Source organism: Bradyrhizobium lablabi, assembly GCF_001440475.1.
GTDB classification, from domain to species: Bacteria; Pseudomonadota; Alphaproteobacteria; order Rhizobiales; family Xanthobacteraceae; genus Bradyrhizobium; species Bradyrhizobium lablabi.
In genome coordinates this window covers 69,324-85,470 of record NZ_LLYB01000131.1, presented here as the reverse complement: position 1 = coordinate 85,470, position 16,147 = coordinate 69,324, and the positions used below count along the sequence as shown (strand labels likewise).

The window sequence follows — 16,147 nt, the reverse complement described above, 5'->3', positions numbered from 1 at the left end:
GGAGCAGGCATGGAAATAGACGACTTCCAATCGTCGTGGCGAAACCTTCACCGGACAATCTGCCGCATCCCGGAATGACGAGGCGCTCGCTTCGTTATCCCGGGATGCATTTTCGAACTGCGAAAGATTGCCGGAATTCTTCCAACTAGCTGGCGGCGAGTTTCAGAAAGTCCGGCGGCCGGCGCTCGGCGAATGCCACAAAAGCCTCTCGCGCTTCGGCGGTCTTCAGGCGCGCCGCGAACTGCTCGCTTTCCATCTTGATCTGCGCCATCAGAACTTCCGGATTGCGCATCAGCCGCTTGGTGGTGCTGACGGCACCGGCCGGCTGTTTCGCCAGCCGCGACGCGAACGCCCTCGCCTCGGCGTCGAGCTTCTCCAGCGACACCACGCGGTTGGCAAGTCCCCAGGCGAATGCGGATTTGGCATCGACGGCTTCGCCGAGCGCGAACATCTCAAAGGCGCGGGCATAGCCGATGCGAAGCGGCATCAAGACGCTGGAAGAGGCTTCCGGCACCAGCGCCAGATTGACGAACGGCGTCGACAGAAGCGCATTCTCGGCCAGCACGACCAGGTCGCAATGCAGCAGCATGGTGGTGCCGATGCCGACGGCGCGGCCCTGGACGGCCGCGACCAGCGGGCGGCTCGAATGTGCGAGCGACTGCAGGAAACGGCCGACATGCCGTTCGCCCTGGACCGCGCCTGTCGCAATCGCGGCGAACTCGCCGACATCATTGCCGGCGGTGAACATGTCGCCCTCGCCGCGGATCAGCAGCACGCGGACGGATGAATCCGTCTCGGCGGCCTGGATCGCATCGGCCAGCGCGCCATACATCGCGTTCGTCAACGCGTTCTTCTTGTCGGGACGGGCCATCGTCAGCGTCAGGATCCCGTCGCTCTTCTCGATCTTGACATGCTCGGTCATTCGTCTTCTCCTCTGGGAAATCTCGTTTGCATCGTGGTCAGCCAACGCGCGACGACGTCGATCTCGGCGTCGGTAAATCCATCCGTGAGGCGCGCGTTGACCTCGACGAGTCCTGCTTTCGACTGTGCGATCGCCTCTCGGCCGGCCGGTGTCAGCCATAGCCGCCATGCGCGCCCGTCATCCGGATCGGCGCGCCGCTTGATCAGGTTTGCCGCGGTCATCCGGTCCACCAGCCCACTGATGCCGGGCGGCCCGAGATCGAGCGCCGCGCCCGCCTCGCCCATCAGCACGCCATCGCGCTGGCCCAGAATGAACAGCAAGCCGGCCTGCGTGGCGGTCACGCTGCTGTTCTGCCTCTGCGCCGCCATCCAGCGCTGCAGGCGGCGCTGCGCGACGGTGAGCAGGAACACCAGCCGGTGTTCGCGGCGCGGACTCATGCCAGCGGGGTCGATTTATTTCGCATGCGAACTATCTAGGTGAGTGCCCGGAGGTTGTCACGATGATTTTCAGCCGGTGCCACGAGAATTCGGAGGGAGATCCGCTTGAAGCGAGCCAGCCAGGAAGAAAACGCAGCCTGAACAGCCGCTTATCAAAAAAATCGATTTTCGATTGACGATCTCGCCTTGCCTCGCCAATCTGCCGCCGGCATGAGCAGTATCGGGTTGAGTTTTGGCGAGAGCCTTGCCGGTGAACGGCCGCGTAGCCTGACGTCCGCCGTCCAGGAGCGGCTGCGCGCGGATATTCTCTCGACCCGGCTGTTGCCCGGCCAGAAGCTGCATATCGCCGGCCTCGCCAAGCAGTTTTCGGTCAGCCTTGCCGCAGTGCGCGAAGCACTGTCGCGGCTGGTCGCGGACGGGTTGGTACAGGCGTCCGACCAGCGCGGCTTTCGCGTCAGCCCGGTATCGCCCACCGACCTGCGCGACGTGACCCAAACCCGCGTCGATATCGAGGGGCTGGCGCTTCGCCGCTCGATCGAGCGTGGCGATGCGGCCTGGCTTGCATCGGTGGAAAAATCGTTCGCGGCGTTGTGCGCCGTTCCCCACACCTATCCTGATGATCCGACCCATCATTATGAGGAATGGGTGGTGCGGCACCGCGTCTTCCACCGCACGCTGGTGAATGCCTGCGGCTCGCAATGGCTGCTCGGCTTTCGCGATGTGCTGCACGAGCAGAGCGAGCGCTATCGACGGCTCGCGATCCGCCGCAACAGCGAAATAACCCGCAACGTCGAGGCCGAGCACGCCGCCATCGTGCGCGCCACACTCAAGCGCGATGCCGACGCCGCGGTCGCGGCGCTCTCGAAGCATTTCATGACGACCATGCATCTCGTCGAGCTCGCCGCTCCGAAAATTTCCGGAGGTGGCGACACCGCGTGATCGACCGCTCGAAGACCAAATCAAGAAAAGCAAAAGGGAAACGTCACCATGAAGATCACGCGACGCCACGTCCTGGCAACGATATCAGCCATCACCGTGCTTGTTACATCGGCCATGGCGCAGGCCGCCGATACCGTTCGCATCGGGCTGCCGACAAAAACCTATTGGCCGACCACCATCGCGGAAACCGCGGTGCGCCAAAAGCTGTTCGAGAAGGAAGGCATCAAGGCGGAGCTGACGATCTATCGCGGCGGCGCCGAGACATTCGAGGCGATGGCGGCGGGCGCCGCCGACGTCATTCTCGACGCGACCTCGCTGGTATCCGCCGGTCGCAAGAAGGGCGTGAACTCCAAGGTGCTCGCGAACGCCGCCATGGGCTATTACGGCTGGCAGTTGATGACGCTTTCGAAATCGACGCTCGGCGTCAACGATCTGAAAGGCAAGAAGGTCGCCATCACCTCCGCGGGCTCAGGCTCCGATCTGCTGGCGCTATGGACCCAGCAGGACAAGAAGATCGAGTTCACCCGCGTTCCCGTCGGCGGCGGCGGCCTGGTGCCGAACCTGCTCGCCGGCAATGTCGATGCCGCCGTGGTCTATTCGCCGCTGAGCTTCCAGATCTCCAAATCGGGCGAAGCACGTACCATCCTCGACTTCTCCAAGGAAGTGCCGCCGAACCTTGCAGCGGGGTGGATCGCGCTCGACAAATACGTGCAGGACAAGCCGCAGCTGGTGCAGAAGACGCTGAACGCGCTCTATGGCGCGCTGATGTTCATGCGCGCCAACAAGGACGCCTCCGTCAAGCTGATCACCGAGCTCTATGAAATTCCCGCCGAGATCGCAGCGCTGGAGTATGAAAACACGATCATGAAGCTGGAAACCGACGGCAGCATGGATGGGCCGAAGATCACCGAGCAGCTTCAGCTCGCGCTCGACATGGCCAAGGCCGGCGGCATGAAGGACCTTGGGCCGGCGGCGGAGATCATCTCGACGCAGTTCAAGCCGGTTCCGACCAAGTTCTGAGGCAACCGCGATGCAAAGCGGATTTGCGGTGAAGGCGACGCGGGTCGCCATCGTGGTGGCGCTGTTTGCGATATGGGAAATCCTGTCGCGAACCGGCATCGTCAACCCGCGCCTGCTCCCCTCCGCTTCCGATACGCTCGCTACACTTGGCGATCTGCTGCAGCGGGCGAGCGTGCGGAAGGATCTCGTGGTCACCGCCAGCGAGGTGGCTACCGCATTCGCGCTTGCCGTTCCCGTCGGCGCGCTGATCGGCTTCCTGATCGCGGAGAACCGCTATTTTGCCGACGTGGCAAAACCGTTGCTGTTCTTCGCCTTCAGCATTCCGAAATCGATCTTCCTGCCGATGTTCATCCTGGTGTTCGGCGTCGGCTTCTCGCAGAAGGTTGGCTTCGGCTTCTTCTCGACCATCTTCATCGTGATCATGTCGACCACGACGGCGGTCGAGTCGGTCAAGGTCGAGCATCTGACCGTCGCCCGCTCCTATGGCGCGACACCTGTCCAGACCGCCTTCCGCGTCTACCTGCCGAGCATGCTTCCCGTCCTGCTGGAAGCGCTGCGGATTTCGATGATCTTCAATCTCACCGGCGTCATCCTCGCCGAAATGTACGCCTCGCGTGACGGCATCGGTCACCAGATCGCGACCTGGGGCGAAAACTTCCAGATGAAGCAGTTGCTGGCCGGCGTGGTGATGATCGCCGCGATCGCGATTGCCTTCAATGAACTGGTCAGATGGGTGGAAACACGATGCAGCCATTGGCGAACATAACCCCGCTGAAGCCGGCCGGCGCGATCGAGGTCCGCAATGTCGGGCAGGTCTTCAAGACCACGACGCAGGACGTCGTCGCGCTGGAGAACGTCTCGCTCGACGTCAAGCCCGGCCGCTTCGTCGTTCTGGTCGGCCCGAGCGGGTGCGGCAAGTCCACGCTCCTGATGATGATGGCCGGCCTGCGCCAGCAGACCTCAGGCACCATCACCATCTCAGGCGCGCCGATTCCCGAGCCCGATCCGAACCGGGTCGGCGTGGTGTTTCAGGAAGCCAGCCTGTTTCCGTGGCTGACAGCGGAAGAGAACGTCGAGTTCCCGCTGGCGCTGCGCGGCGTCACCAAAAGCGATCGCCGTGCCAGAGCGCAGGATGCCCTGAAGCTCGTGGGCCTCGACGGCTTCGGCAAGCGCCATCCGCACGAACTGTCCGGCGGGATGAAGCAGCGTGTCTCGATCGCGCGCGGCCTGGTGCAGGACCCGCCGGTGCTGCTGATGGACGAACCCTTCGCGGCGCTCGACGAGCAGACCCGCATGACCATGGGCGACGAACTGCTGCGGATCTGGGCCGCGACCGGCAAGACGGTGGTGTTCGTCACCCACAGCCTGACGGAAGCGGTCTATCTCGCCGACGAGGTGATCGTGATGTCGCCGCGGCCCGGCCGCATCGTCGATCATCTGCAGGTCTCGCTGCCGCGACCGCGCACCTATGAGATGCTGAGCGGCGACGCGTTCGGCAGCCTGCGCGACCGCATCTGGCGGCATATCCGCAAATCGGCGTGAGGCTGACATGAGCGCCGCAACGCTTCGCAGATTGATCGTCGTAGCCCTGATCGCGCTATGGGAGTTCCTGCCGCGCGCAGGCCTCATTCCCGAATTGTTCCTGCCATCGCTGTCCTCGACGCTCGCGGCCGGATGGAACGAGGCCGGCGAATACGGCCATGCCCTTGCCGTCACGCTCTATGAGGTCGCGATCTCGATGGCGTTCGCCTGCGGGGGCGGCATTTTGCTGGGCGCCATCGTCGGCAGCCTGCCGCGGCCGCGCATCCTGATCATGCCGATGGTCTCGAGCCTCTATGCGGTGCCGCTGGTCATCCTCTATCCCGTCTTCACGGTGTGGCTCGGCATCGGCTCGGAATCCAAGATCGCATTCGCCTCGATCTACGGCTTCCTGCCGACCATGCTGGCGACCGCCGCCGGCATTCAGACCATCGATCCGCAATTGCTGCTGGCTGCGCGCAGCATGGGCGCGACGCTGAGCCAGCGGCTGGTTCGGGTAATCATTCCGGCCGCAATCCCGACCGTGCTGTCGGGCTTGCGCGTCGGCGGCGCGCTCGTCATCGTCGGCGTGGTGGTGTCGGAAATGCTGATTTCGTCGGCCGGCATCGGCTATCTGATCTCGCGCTACCGTACCATTCTCGACAGCCCGCATGTGTTCGCCGGCGTGCTCTTGGTGCTGGCGATGGCGATCGCTTTCAACGCCGCGATCAAATGGATCGAGCGCAAGGCTGCGATCTGGCAGACCGGCACGCGCGCCGGACAAGACGCCGCCGGCGAAATCGCACCGACTGGCCTGCAGCCAGCAACCTGACGGAGCGAACGTGTTCGACCTGACGCTGACATTCGACAATGGTCCCGAGCCCGGCGCCACACCGCGCGTGCTCGATACCTTGCGCGAACGCGGCATCAGGACGACCTTCTTCGTGATCGGCGAAAAGCTTGGTGACCCCGAACGCCGCCATCTCGCGAGGCGCGCGCACGATGAGGGCCACTGGATCGGCAATCACACCTTTACGCATTCGGTGCCGCTCGGGCAACAACGTGATCCGGAAGCGGCACGCAACGAGATCGGCCGGACGCAAGATGCAATCGGCGACCTCGCCCACGCGCATCGCTGGTTCCGGCCATTCGGCGGCGGCGGCAATCTCGACGACCGGCTATTAAAACCTTCCGTCGTCGATTACCTCATCCGCAACAAGCTGAGCGTCGTGCTCTGGAACGCCATCCCGCGCGACTGGGATGATCCGGACGGCTGGGCCGATCGGGCCATCGAACAATGCCGCTCGCAGCCGTGGAGCCTGATGGTGCTGCACGATCTCCCCAGCGGCGCGATGGATCACCTCGAACGCTTTGTCGACCGCGCCGCGAAAGCCGGCGCGCGTTTCCACCAGGACTTTCCGCCTGATTGCGTCCCGATCCGATCGGGCGAGATCGTGCGGCCCATCCATCCCTACGTTTCCAACATCGAAGAGAGTGTCACACCATGAAGATCGCGAGTTTCAAGGCAGGCCAGACCGCAACCTATGGCCTGGTCACAAACACGGGCATCATCGATGCCGGGAAGCGGCTGAAGACGGTTCCGACGCTGAAGTCACTGCTCGCACGGGGATTGCTCGGCGAACTGAAGGCCCTGCAGTGCGAGCGTCCAGACTACGCATTTGCCGAAATCGAGCTGCTGCCGACGGTGCCCGATCCGGACAAGATCTTCTGCATCGGCGTCAACTATGCCACGCATCTTGCCGAAAGCGGCCACCCCACCCCGCCGCATCCGATGATCTTCACCCGCTTTGCCAACAGCCAGGTCGGCAGCGGCCAGCCGATGATCCGGCCGCTGGAGTCGGAGCGGTTCGACTATGAAGGCGAGATGGCCGTCATCATCGGCAAGGCCGGCCGGCGGATTTCGCGCGAAGAGGCACTCGCGCATGTCGCGGGCTATGCCTGCTACAATGACGGCAGCATTCGCGACTGGCAGCGCCACACCTCGCAATTCGCGCCGGGCAAGAACTTCGTCGGCACCGGCGGATTCGGGCCGTGGATGGTCACGACGGATGAAATCCCCGACATCTCCAAGCAGACCATCGCCACCCGCCTCAACGGCGTCGAGGTGCAGGCCGCGCCGATCTCGGACCTCGTCTTCGATGTCCCCGCCCTGATCGCCTATTGCTCGACCTTCACCGAGCTGGTCCCTGGCGACGTCATCGTCACCGGCACCACCGGCGGCGTCGGCGCCTATCGCACGCCGCCGCTCTGGATGAAGGGTGGCGACGTGGTCGAGGTTGAAGTGTCCGGCATCGGCGTGCTGCGCAATCCGGTCAAGGACGAGGTCGCGGCAACTGCAACTCGCGCGGCCTGATGGGCCTAGTCACAATAAAAAGAGCAAGGAGGCAATCATGAACCTGCCCAAGCATCTGTTGCCGACCACGGTCGTCGGCAGCTACCCGCAGCCGGAATGGCTGGTCGATCGCGCGATGCTGTCGAAAGTGGTGCCGCGCACGCGCCTGCATGCGATGTGGCGCCTGCCGGCCGAACATCTGGAGGAGGCACAGGACGACGCTACAATTGTTGCGATCAGGGACATGGAGCGGGCCGGCATCGATATCGTGACCGACGGCGAAATCCGCCGCGAAAGCTATTCGAATCGTTTTGCCACCGCGCTGGAGGGCATCGACGACGAAAAGCCGGCGATGATCACGTCGCGCAGCGGCCACGAGACGCCGGTGCCGCGCGTGGTCGGCCCGGTGAAGCGCCGCGGCCCGGTCGAGCGGCACGACATGGAATTCCTGCGCAAGAACACCGACCGTGCGGCCAAGATCACCCTGCCCGGCCCGTTCACGATGAGCCAGCAGGCCAAGAACGAGTTCTACAAGGACGACGAAGAGCTGGCGATGGCGTTTGCCGAAGCCGTCAACGCCGAAGCGCTCGACCTGCAGAAGGCCGGCGCCGACGTGATCCAGCTTGACGAGCCCTGGGTGCGCAACAATCCGGACCTCGCCCGGCGCTACGCGGTCAAGGCGATCAACCGTGCCCTGCAGGGCATCACCGTGCCGACCGTGGTGCACCTGTGTTTCGGCTATGCCGCGGTTGTCCCCGGCTCGACCAAGCCGGCCGGTTATTCCTTCCTCGCCGAACTCGCCGACACCAGCGCCGAGCAGATTTCGATCGAGGCGGCGCAGCCAAAACTCGATCTCGGCGTGCTCAAGGACCTGTCGTCGAAGAAGATCATGCTTGGCGTGCTCGACCTCGGCAATCCCGAGATCGAAACCGCCGACGTGGTGGCGGGCCGGATTCGCAACGGGCTGAAGCACGTCGCCGCGGAGCGCCTCGTCGTCGCGCCCGATTGCGGCATGAAATACATGCCGCGCCATGTCGCGTTCGGAAAGCTGAAGGCGATGTGCGATGCAGCGGCGACCGTGCGCAAGGAGATCAGCTAAGACCCAGGCGGCTGCCGATCCGAGCCAGAAACTGTTCGAGCGGGTCGTCTTCACGGCCCGTTCGTTGCAGATCGATGGGTTCACGGGAAAGACGCGACCAGTTTTCAGCCTCAGCCAGCCAATAGACCTTGCTGTCCGGTTCGCGCTGCGCGAGCAGTCTGCAAAGTGCTGCTCGCGAACTCAACTCCAGGTGACTCGCCATACGCATCCCCTGCCATAGGTGATGCTTTCATGCTGCCCCCCGGCGCTGGATGGTTTCTTTGATCCACGTCAAGGGTCGTGACGGTGCAGGGCACCGCGCAGCCAGATAACCTAGATCGGATTACCTTTCAGCCACGCCGCGCCCCGCGCATACAATGCCTCGACTTCGGGCCCTTTCAGGCCCGGCATGTCGCGCTTGACCGTGTAGCCGATACGGGTCTGCAAATAAGCGAGGTGCCGGTAGCCGTGAGGGAATTGCTCGAGGAGAGCCTTGTCCAGGACCGGCGCCGTCCCCGGCGTGACGGGGTCCATGCGGTCCTTCTCATAGATCGGCTGGCGCAGCACGATCCCCCACCGCCCTTCCCGCTTTTCGAGGAAGTCGTAAAACCGCCCGGTGCAGAGCACGTCGCACAGCACGCCTTCGACCTCGGCGCGCTGCGAGATCGTCATCTTGGTCTGCGAGATCGCCCGGTTTCCGGCGAGATCGACCGAAATGCCGCCGAGGAAATGCAGGATGCTGACGCCCTTGGCCCAGGCCTGCTTGCTGATTTCGATGAACTCGTCGCCGGTGCCCTGCGTCCAGGTCGCCATCATGCGGCCGTCGGGATGCCAGACGGTGCGGAAACGCTCCCAGTCTCCGGCATCGCGCCAGATCGCCCAGTTCTGCAGCAATTCCCGGACCAGGCGATCGTCTTCAATCTCGGCGTCACTTCGGGGCATGCGGACGTTTTCCTTCGGCCATATTTCTCAGGCGTTCCTGAGACATAGCCACGCCGGGCATAAGCTGACAAGCCGGGTAGACCGAGGGCGTTAGTGGACGGCCCGGCGCCGTCACAACAGCCTGGCGCGAACGAACAGCGCACGCAGCGCGTTGGTCGCCTGCACGGTCAGCATCGCATTATCGGCGGCGCCTTGCAGTGCACTAACAGCATCGGCGTGCAGCGCGCGGAATTCGATCCATTCGACCGAAGAGAGATTGGTGATGAAACGATAGGCCTGACCGACGGTGGCGATCGACACCGTCTTGCCGTTCAGGTTGATCTTGAATACCGCCCGCAGCGGCGTGTCGGAATCGGCGACGTCGCCGGCGACCGAAGTCATGACGGGGACGGTGAGCGCCGCGACGCGGTCAGGCCTTCGCGAAGGCTCGGCACGACGACCAGCCGCTTCACCTCGCCGTTCCGGTAGGCCTGCAGGAACCTGTCATAATCCTTGATCGAGACGCAGCCGTTGGAATCGCCGTTGGGGCCGAGCAGGTAGCTGTGGACGAGCAGGCCGTTTCGCCCATGCATTTCGTTTTCGCCGACCGGCGTCATGCGCAATGCCGCGACGCCATGAAACAGTTTCTCGCGCGGCTTCAGATCGTAGACGTTCGGCGGCGTTGCGCCGACCATGCGCTGATCGACATGCGCCGGATTGTCCATCAGGCTGCCGAGCCCGGAATGTGCCTCGAGCCTGGTGCCGTTGGGCAAGTACACCGTACGAGCCGAAATGTCGTAGACAGCGGTCTGACCGTCGAAGCCAAGCGCTCCCAGATCCTTGCGCTCGCCGAGCAGCCCGTCGCCCGGCGTCAGCGATGCCAGCGAGAAGCGCATCGGCACCAGGTCGGCAAGCTTCTCGAACATCGTGCGATTGTCAGCCGAGACCGTCGGCGGATCGTTTCTCATGGACTGAAGATTGGCCAGGACCGGCCGGGATCTCGGCAAGGGAATCGCGACTTCAACTGACGGCGCAGGCTGCTCGGGCTCGGGCTGGACAGCCTGCTCCCGCAATGGTCCGCCCAACTGGCTTTCGATATGCCCGAACTCCGCCTCGAAGTCAGCGCGTTGCTGGCGTACGACGGGACGCGAGGGGTAGTTGATGGCCAGCGAACGGCGGACCGAGGACGGACCGAAACGCTCGTCGAACGAGGTTGTGCTGGGGACGTTGGCGGACGCGGGATCGATCCAGCGGGTCACATCGAAATCGGTCACCCAGGCGGCCAGCCCCAATGCGATAGCGAGCGCCGCGACGCCGAACGTCGCTTCACGGTACAATCGGGTACGCGGGCGCGAAGCAGGCCCGGCTGCGCTGGTCGTACGTTTACCCATCTACCCCCGGCTCGGCGCTTTCGGAATCACGTCTGATTCCTAAAGGATTCACCGAATAAGTCCCACCATAATGCAAACCAAAGTAAGGCATAATCGAGACAAGTATTGGCCGCCATCATGGCCGGCGCAATTCGCAGGTTCAAGCCTTCTGATAGTGAATCCACCAAGCCGCACCGGCGGGGCACCGCTCAGGGCCGCAGAACCGGATTGGTATTCGGCACCGGCGCCTGCTCCATCTCAGCGTGCTCCGGCAGCTTGTCGGCATGCACTGCGAGCGCCGGCCCGATCCAGATCGGATCGGCCTGATGGTCCCGGCGCGGATTGGTTGTATTCGGATGCACCAGAACACTCAACTTGCCATGGTTGAGCATCAGCCAGGGCACCAGTTCAGGGAATATCTCGCGGGCAAAGGCGACCTGGTACATGGCCTGGTCGTGCGGCCCGACCTTGACGTCGTGCCAGCGCCCGAGCGTGACCGAGAAGCGCTCGCCGATCCAGGTGCGCAATTGCTCGGCCTCGGCCCGTGTGGTCGCCGGATCGTAATAGATATGGGCGTGATAGCTGGCGATCTCGCCCAGTGGTCGCGGCCCGCCCGCTCCCGGCTCACCCGTCATGGCCTTTGCTCCACGCCATCGCTGCTTTGGACCGGTCGATGATCGCTGCAACCGGGGGCGTGGTCAATGTGCAGGTATCAGCCCGATCGCTTCTTGCTGCTCTCGAAAACGGTCATGCCGGCGGCGGCGTCGAGGTCGACCTCGGTTGCTTCGGTCAGGCGGGCCATCGTCATGTAGAATCCGATCGCAAGGATCGATTCGACGATCTCCTGCTCGCTGAAGTGCTTGCGCATCGCAGCAAAGACCGGTGCTGCAACGCTCACGTTCTCGATCACCTCGCGGCCGAACGCCAGCAGCGCCTTTTCGGCGTCATTGAAGGCGGCGTCCTCGTACTTGCCCTGCTCGATGCAATCGATCTGCCGCTGCGAAACGCCGACGCCGAGCGCGATCGGAACATGCTGCCGCCACTCATATTCGCCGTGCTCCCACTGCGCGACCTGAAGAATCAGCAGTTCGCGATTGACGTGGCTGAGCTTTTGGCGGTGCAGGATCGAATTGGCGAACCGCATCGCCGGAATGAAATTGGCCTCGGCGTGCGCCATCATCCGGAAAATGTTCAGGACGACCGGCATCCTGTCGAAGGACGTGCGTATGTCGCCGCCGGTTGCCGCCGGGTCGATCAGGGGAAGTCTTGCCATCCACTTATTTCCTTATGTCGCTGTTCCTGTTGTTGAATCGCCCGCGCCGCGGCGCCGCTCAGCGGCCGCCGACTTCGCGGATCGGATCGGAGCCGTCCCAACCGGCGGCGACCTTGCGGATATGCTCGAAGAAGCTCCCCTTGCTGCCGCTGATGTCTGAGATTTCCACCACGGTGCCGGGGTGGGCCTGCGTATCGAAATAGGCGAAGCGGCCCTTCTCGCCGCCGATCTGGCCCTCATGTCCCACTTTATAGCCAAGCGACAGCGCGCGGTCGTAGAGGCCCTGATAGTCGCGGGTCCAGTACGACATGTGCTGCAGGCCTTCGCGGCCGGAGTCGAGAAACTCCTTGTACATCGAGGGCGCATCGTTGCGCTGCTGGATCAGCTCGATCTGCAGATCGCCGGAATTGGCGAGCGCCACGCTCATCTCCATGGCGGAGTCATGCCCGCGATGGCGGAAGTAATCGGTCTTGACCCTGTCGATGTAATACCAGGGCCCGACGCCCATCACATTGACCCAGTGATCCATCGCGGCGCGGATATCGCGCACCACATATCCGTTCTGGCAGACCGCGCCGAAGATGCGGCTCATTGAAACCTCCCGTTGTTGTCCGGCGACGCTATCGGCCCACGTGCTGGAGCCGCGTCGCCCCGATGTCGCAGCTCAAGTCAGGCGAAAACCTTCGTACCCGCGCGCGGCGATCTGCGCGCATCTGAACCGGTAGCCTTCGCCCACATAGGGCATGAAGACGCGCGGTTTGCCCGCGATGTTGGCGCCGAGGTACCAGGAATTGGCTTTTGGAAACAGCGTGCGCGCAGCCATGTCGGCGACATGGTCCATCCAGGCCCGTTCCGCTGCGGGCTCCGGCTCCAGGATTTGCAGGCCGCGCCGGCGCATGTAGTCGATGCAGTCGGCCAGCCAGTCGACATGCTGCTCGCAGGCGTTGATCATGTTGCCGATCACGGACGGGCTGCCGGGACCCGTGACGATGAACAGGTTGGGAAAGTCCGCCACGGTGAGGCCGAGATAGGCGCGCGGTCCGTCCTTCCACGCCTCGCGCAGGCCAAGCTCGTTGCGTCCGCGAATGTCCATGGCGAACAACGCGCCCGTCATGGCGTCGAAGCCGGTGGCAAATACCAGTGCGTCGAGTTCGAACTGCCGCGCCGACGTCTTGATGCCATCGGCCGTGATGCGGTCAAGCGGCTCTTGCTTGAGGTCGACCAGTTCGACGTTCTCGCGGTTGAACGTTTCATAATAATTGGTATCGACGCAGATGCGTTTGACGCCCAGCGGATAACCGCCAGGGCTCAAGGCTGCCGCGGTCCTCGGATCCTTCACGATCTGGCTGATCTTCTCGCGCACGAAATCGCAGGCGACGTCGTTGACGGCTTCATGGGTGAGGAGGTTCGGGAACGACAGCAGAATTCCACCGCCGCCCTCCTGCCAGAGTTCCTCATAGCGCCGCCACTGTTCTTCGCGGGAGGGTATCGGCGCCTCAAACGCTGCCGAATTGACGCGGCCGAAATGCGGGCTTTCGAGGCTTTCGAGATAGGCCGGATAGGCCGCCTCGAATTGCTCGTAATCCTCGTCCCGAAGCTGTCGGTTGCGCGCCGGCACCGAGAAATTCGGCGTGCGCTGGAATACCACGACCTGCTGCGCCGCCTCGGCGATCAGCGGAATGGCCTGCACACCCGATGAGCCGGTGCCGATCACGCCGACGCGCAAGCCTGAAAAGTCGACCGGCTGCTCCGGCCAGCGCGCGGTATGGTAGATTCGTCCGCGAAAACTCTCCGCGCCCGCCACCTTCGGATTGTTGGGCACCGAGAGACAGCCGCTGGCCATCACGCAGAAGCGGGCGCGGATGCGATCTCCCCGATCCGTCGATACCTGCCAGATATTTTCCGCTTCATCGAACGCGGCCGCGGTGACGCGCGTCTCGAACCGGATCAGGTCGCGGATCCCGAAGCGATCCGCGACATAGCGGGCGTAGTCGAGGATTTCGCGCTGGGTGGCATATTTCTCCGACCAGCGCCACTCGCGCCGCAATTCGGCGGACCAGGTGTAGGAGTAATAGAGGCTCGGAACATCGCAGCGCACGCCCGGATAGCGGTTCCAGTACCAGGTACCGCCGACCTCGGGCGCGGCTTCGAAGCCGATGACCGACAACCCGAGTTCGCGAAGCCGATGCAGCGCATAGAGGCCGCCGAACCCGGCGCCGACGACGACGGCATCGTACTCGCCTTCGAGAGCGTCTCTCGCACTCATCAGGGCTTTGCCTCCATCAGCACCCACGAAGTCCCGTCAAAACGGACGAGGCGCATCTCCTCGATCGGAAGGAATTTTTCAGGGCTGGTGTTGAGACGGACGCCCGGCAATGCCATCGGCAGTTCGAGGTTCTTGAGCGAGGCCGCCTGCTTCATGACGTTCTCGCGCGTCAGATTGTCCCCGCACTGCCGGAGCACGGCGACGATCGTCTGCGCCAGTGAATAGCCATAGACGTTGCTGCCGTCGTTCAGGTTGCCGCGCGGATACCACTGCTTCATGAAGGCGGCCCAATCGAGCAGAGCCTTGTCGTTTTCCCAGACCTTGTCGGCGGGGTCCTTCAGGTAGGCGGCCGTGACCGCGCCGACCGATTTCTCCAATCCTGCCGGCGCCAACGCCGATCCGACCGACGCGCCGACGCTTGCCATGATCATCGCAGGACGCCAGTTCACCTCGTAGGCGCGGCGGATCGCCTGTGCCGAAAAGCGCGGATTGGCGTGCAGGAAGAAAGTATCCGCGCCCGCGGTCTTGAGCGCCACGATCTGGGAATCGACGGTGGGATCGGTGAGTTCGTAGGAGATTTCCGCCACGATCTGCTTGGTGGCGTCGCCAAGTCCCGCCTTGAATCCCTTGATGTAGTCCTTTCCGGAATCGTCGCTCTGATAGAGGATACCGATCTTGGCGGCCGGGTGCGCACCGATCGTGTAACGGCCGAGAATGGCGCCTTCGATCTGGTAGCTCGGCTGCCATCCCATGGTCCACGGGAAGTTGGCGGGATCGCTCCAGCGGGTGGCGCCGGTCGCGACGAACAACTGCGGCACTTTCTTGCCGTTGAGATATTTTTGCACGGCGATGTTCGGCGCCGTGCCGAGCGAGGCGGCCATGAACAGGACCTCGTCGCTCTCCACCAGCATGCGGGTCATTTCGACGGTCTTGCTCGACTGAAATCCGTCGTCGCGCGACAACAGCGTGATCTTGCGGCCGTTGACGCCGCTGATCTTCTCGAAATAGGCGGCCATCGCCAGACCGATGGTGCCGTAGGAGGAGGCCGGACCGCTGTAGGGCATGGTCTGGCCGATCTTGATTTCAGTATCGGACGCGCCGGAATCGTATTTCTTCTGTGCCGATGCCGAGCCTGTCCCTGACGTTACCGCAACAACACTGGCCAGCAGCGCCGGCCAGAACGCACGCTTGAACATCCTCTCCTCCCACTCATTTTACCTTCTGGTTATCGCAATCTCGCTTCAGCCGATCGACCTGCCTCCGTCGATGACGAGTTCGGTGCCGGTGACGTAGCGGCTCTCGTCGCTGGCGAGCCACAGGATGCCGTTGGCGATATCTTCAGGCGTCGCCTTGTACCCGAGCGGAACGGCGCGTTCGGTGAACTTGTCCAGCGTCGGCCCGCGTTCCCGTCCGCCGTTCGAGCCGTCCTCGACGGTGCCGATCAGCGTGTCCCAGATCGCGGTTTCGGTGATGCCGGGATGCAGCGAGTTGACGCGAACGCCGTCCTTGGCGGCGGCGCATTCCAGCGCGACCGATTTGGTGAACAGCCGCACGCCGCCCTTGGTCGCGCAATAGCCCGAAACGTTCGGCGACGCCTTGATCCCTGCAATCGAGGAAACGTTGATGATGCTGCCGCCGCCGCTCGCCCTCATCAGCGGCAGCGAATACTTCACGCCGAGAAAGACGCCGTCGAGATTGACGGCCACCTGCCGCTTCCAGTCGGCGAACGCCATGTCGACGACGGCGCCCGAGAGGCCGATCCCGGCATTGTTGACGAGGACATCGAGCCTGCCGAACCGCGCCTTGATCCCGGCCACGACCGACTGCCAGTCTTCCTCGCGCGTCACGTCGTGGTGGGTGTATTCGCACTCGCAGCCGCCGGCGCGCAATTCGCGCAGCAGGCCCTCGCCCCTCTCATCCTGCAGATCGGCCGCGACGATCTTCGCGCCCTCGCGGGCCAGCACCAGCGCCGCGGCCCGCCCGATGCCATTGGCAGCGCCGGTCACCAGAACGACCTTCCCTTCGACACGCCCCGTCATGGCTGGATCCG

At 63.6% G+C, this 16,147-nt stretch carries 20 protein-coding genes; 8 read left to right on the top strand and 12 right to left on the bottom strand.

Features of this window, described 5'->3' with window-relative positions; translation table 11 throughout:
- Nucleotides 1-145 precede the first annotated feature (145 nt).
- Nucleotides 146-922: an enoyl-CoA hydratase gene (locus tag CQ14_RS38990; RefSeq protein WP_057863045.1), complete on the bottom strand. Its 777-nt coding sequence runs from the start codon at nt 920-922 to the stop codon at nt 146-148.
- Entirely contained in the window at nt 919-1,359 is a 441-nt protein-coding gene (locus CQ14_RS38985; protein ID WP_057863044.1) for a MarR family winged helix-turn-helix transcriptional regulator, read from the bottom strand. The genes CQ14_RS38990 and CQ14_RS38985 overlap by 4 nt, the downstream gene beginning before the upstream one ends.
- A gap of 186 nt (nt 1,360-1,545) precedes the next feature.
- Here CQ14_RS38985 and CQ14_RS38980 point away from each other — a divergent pair, with 186 nt between their 5' ends.
- The 8 genes from CQ14_RS38980 to CQ14_RS38945 are packed head-to-tail and all read left to right on the top strand — an operon-like array spanning nt 1,546 to nt 8,288.
- A complete protein-coding gene (locus CQ14_RS38980; RefSeq protein ID WP_245320876.1) occupies nt 1,546-2,298 on the top strand; it encodes a GntR family transcriptional regulator in 753 nt (250 codons plus the stop codon).
- 48 nt (nt 2,299-2,346) lie between these two features.
- On the top strand, nt 2,347-3,318 hold the full coding sequence (locus tag CQ14_RS38975) for an ABC transporter substrate-binding protein (RefSeq protein WP_057863042.1): 972 nt from the start codon (nt 2,347-2,349) through the stop codon (nt 3,316-3,318).
- Nucleotides 3,319-3,328: 10 nt separating this feature from the next.
- A complete protein-coding gene (locus CQ14_RS38970) occupies nt 3,329-4,084 on the top strand; it encodes an ABC transporter permease (RefSeq protein WP_057863041.1) in 756 nt (251 codons plus the stop codon).
- Entirely contained in the window at nt 4,063-4,860 is a 798-nt protein-coding gene (locus tag CQ14_RS38965; protein WP_245320875.1) for an ABC transporter ATP-binding protein, read from the top strand. The genes CQ14_RS38970 and CQ14_RS38965 overlap by 22 nt, the downstream gene beginning before the upstream one ends.
- Nucleotides 4,861-4,867: 7 nt before the next feature.
- Complete coding sequence (locus CQ14_RS38960; protein WP_057863039.1) at nt 4,868-5,668, top strand: ABC transporter permease; 801 nt, start codon at nt 4,868-4,870, stop codon at nt 5,666-5,668.
- 10 nt (nt 5,669-5,678) lie between these two features.
- Complete coding sequence (locus tag CQ14_RS38955; protein WP_057863038.1) at nt 5,679-6,344, top strand: polysaccharide deacetylase family protein; 666 nt, start codon at nt 5,679-5,681, stop codon at nt 6,342-6,344.
- Entirely contained in the window at nt 6,341-7,210 is an 870-nt protein-coding gene (locus CQ14_RS38950; protein ID WP_057863037.1) for a fumarylacetoacetate hydrolase family protein, read from the top strand. The genes CQ14_RS38955 and CQ14_RS38950 overlap by 4 nt, the downstream gene beginning before the upstream one ends.
- Before the next feature lie 37 nt (nt 7,211-7,247).
- Nucleotides 7,248-8,288 carry a uroporphyrinogen decarboxylase family protein gene (locus CQ14_RS38945; RefSeq protein ID WP_199805733.1) on the top strand — a complete coding sequence of 347 codons (1,041 nt, stop codon included), beginning with the start codon at nt 7,248-7,250 and terminating at the stop codon, nt 8,286-8,288.
- Here the strand turns inward: CQ14_RS38945 and CQ14_RS44295 are convergent.
- From CQ14_RS44295 to CQ14_RS38900, 10 genes are all read right to left on the bottom strand, one after another.
- Nucleotides 8,281-8,490 carry a hypothetical protein gene (locus CQ14_RS44295; RefSeq protein WP_156435846.1) on the bottom strand — a complete coding sequence of 70 codons (210 nt, stop codon included), beginning with the start codon at nt 8,488-8,490 and terminating at the stop codon, nt 8,281-8,283. The two genes, CQ14_RS38945 and CQ14_RS44295, sit on opposite strands and share 8 nt — an antisense overlap.
- 110 nt (nt 8,491-8,600) lie before the next feature.
- Nucleotides 8,601-9,209 (bottom strand): nuclear transport factor 2 family protein, encoded by a 609-nt coding sequence (locus tag CQ14_RS38940; protein ID WP_057863036.1) that lies wholly within the window; start codon nt 9,207-9,209, stop codon nt 8,601-8,603.
- A 111-nt stretch (nt 9,210-9,320) separates the two neighbouring features.
- The gene (locus tag CQ14_RS38935; protein WP_057863035.1) at nt 9,321-9,590 is read right to left on the bottom strand and encodes a hypothetical protein; all 270 of its coding nucleotides are present in this window, start codon (nt 9,588-9,590) and stop codon (nt 9,321-9,323) included.
- Entirely contained in the window at nt 9,587-10,579 is a 993-nt protein-coding gene (locus CQ14_RS38930; RefSeq protein WP_082650234.1) for a DUF2778 domain-containing protein, read from the bottom strand. Before CQ14_RS38930 ends, CQ14_RS38935 begins: the two co-directional genes overlap by 4 nt.
- A 188-nt stretch (nt 10,580-10,767) precedes the next feature.
- A complete protein-coding gene (locus CQ14_RS38925) occupies nt 10,768-11,193 on the bottom strand; it encodes a DOPA 4,5-dioxygenase family protein (RefSeq protein ID WP_057863033.1) in 426 nt (141 codons plus the stop codon).
- A 77-nt stretch (nt 11,194-11,270) separates the two neighbouring features.
- A complete protein-coding gene (locus CQ14_RS38920) occupies nt 11,271-11,831 on the bottom strand; it encodes a carboxymuconolactone decarboxylase family protein (RefSeq protein ID WP_057863032.1) in 561 nt (186 codons plus the stop codon).
- A 58-nt stretch (nt 11,832-11,889) separates the two neighbouring features.
- On the bottom strand, nt 11,890-12,423 hold the full coding sequence (locus CQ14_RS38915; RefSeq protein WP_057863031.1) for a VOC family protein: 534 nt from the start codon (nt 12,421-12,423) through the stop codon (nt 11,890-11,892).
- Between the two features lie 72 nt (nt 12,424-12,495).
- Entirely contained in the window at nt 12,496-14,097 is a 1,602-nt protein-coding gene (locus tag CQ14_RS38910; RefSeq protein WP_057863030.1) for a flavin-containing monooxygenase, read from the bottom strand.
- Nucleotides 14,097-15,293 carry an ABC transporter substrate-binding protein gene (locus tag CQ14_RS38905; RefSeq protein WP_057863029.1) on the bottom strand — a complete coding sequence of 399 codons (1,197 nt, stop codon included), beginning with the start codon at nt 15,291-15,293 and terminating at the stop codon, nt 14,097-14,099. The genes CQ14_RS38910 and CQ14_RS38905 overlap by 1 nt, the downstream gene beginning before the upstream one ends.
- Before the next feature lie 45 nt (nt 15,294-15,338).
- Complete coding sequence (locus CQ14_RS38900; RefSeq protein ID WP_057863028.1) at nt 15,339-16,136, bottom strand: SDR family NAD(P)-dependent oxidoreductase; 798 nt, start codon at nt 16,134-16,136, stop codon at nt 15,339-15,341.
- Nucleotides 16,137-16,147: the final 11 nt, after the last annotated feature.

Excerpts from the sequence above, each read along its gene's own strand:
- CQ14_RS38990 (WP_057863045.1), bottom strand. The coding sequence starts at position 922 with ATGACCGAGCATGTCAAGATCGAGAAGAGCGACGGGATCCTGACGCTG.
- CQ14_RS38985 (WP_057863044.1), bottom strand. The coding sequence starts at position 1,359 with ATGAGTCCGCGCCGCGAACACCGGCTGGTGTTCCTGCTCACCGTCGCG.
- CQ14_RS38975 (WP_057863042.1), top strand. The coding sequence starts at position 2,347 with ATGAAGATCACGCGACGCCACGTCCTGGCAACGATATCAGCCATCACC.
- CQ14_RS38970 (WP_057863041.1), top strand. The coding sequence starts at position 3,329 with ATGCAAAGCGGATTTGCGGTGAAGGCGACGCGGGTCGCCATCGTGGTG.
- CQ14_RS38965 (WP_245320875.1), top strand. The coding sequence starts at position 4,063 with ATGCAGCCATTGGCGAACATAACCCCGCTGAAGCCGGCCGGCGCGATC.
- CQ14_RS38960 (WP_057863039.1), top strand. The coding sequence starts at position 4,868 with ATGAGCGCCGCAACGCTTCGCAGATTGATCGTCGTAGCCCTGATCGCG.
- CQ14_RS38950 (WP_057863037.1), top strand. The coding sequence starts at position 6,341 with ATGAAGATCGCGAGTTTCAAGGCAGGCCAGACCGCAACCTATGGCCTG.
- CQ14_RS38945 (WP_199805733.1), top strand. The coding sequence starts at position 7,248 with ATGAACCTGCCCAAGCATCTGTTGCCGACCACGGTCGTCGGCAGCTAC.
- CQ14_RS44295 (WP_156435846.1), bottom strand. The coding sequence starts at position 8,490 with ATGGCGAGTCACCTGGAGTTGAGTTCGCGAGCAGCACTTTGCAGACTG.
- CQ14_RS38940 (WP_057863036.1), bottom strand. The coding sequence starts at position 9,209 with ATGCCCCGAAGTGACGCCGAGATTGAAGACGATCGCCTGGTCCGGGAA.
- CQ14_RS38935 (WP_057863035.1), bottom strand. The coding sequence starts at position 9,590 with ATGACTTCGGTCGCCGGCGACGTCGCCGATTCCGACACGCCGCTGCGG.
- CQ14_RS38930 (WP_082650234.1), bottom strand. The coding sequence starts at position 10,579 with ATGGGTAAACGTACGACCAGCGCAGCCGGGCCTGCTTCGCGCCCGCGT.
- CQ14_RS38925 (WP_057863033.1), bottom strand. The coding sequence starts at position 11,193 with ATGACGGGTGAGCCGGGAGCGGGCGGGCCGCGACCACTGGGCGAGATC.
- CQ14_RS38920 (WP_057863032.1), bottom strand. The coding sequence starts at position 11,831 with ATGGCAAGACTTCCCCTGATCGACCCGGCGGCAACCGGCGGCGACATA.
- CQ14_RS38915 (WP_057863031.1), bottom strand. The coding sequence starts at position 12,423 with ATGAGCCGCATCTTCGGCGCGGTCTGCCAGAACGGATATGTGGTGCGC.
- CQ14_RS38910 (WP_057863030.1), bottom strand. The coding sequence starts at position 14,097 with ATGAGTGCGAGAGACGCTCTCGAAGGCGAGTACGATGCCGTCGTCGTC.
- CQ14_RS38905 (WP_057863029.1), bottom strand. The coding sequence starts at position 15,293 with ATGTTCAAGCGTGCGTTCTGGCCGGCGCTGCTGGCCAGTGTTGTTGCG.
- CQ14_RS38900 (WP_057863028.1), bottom strand. The coding sequence starts at position 16,136 with ATGACGGGGCGTGTCGAAGGGAAGGTCGTTCTGGTGACCGGCGCTGCC.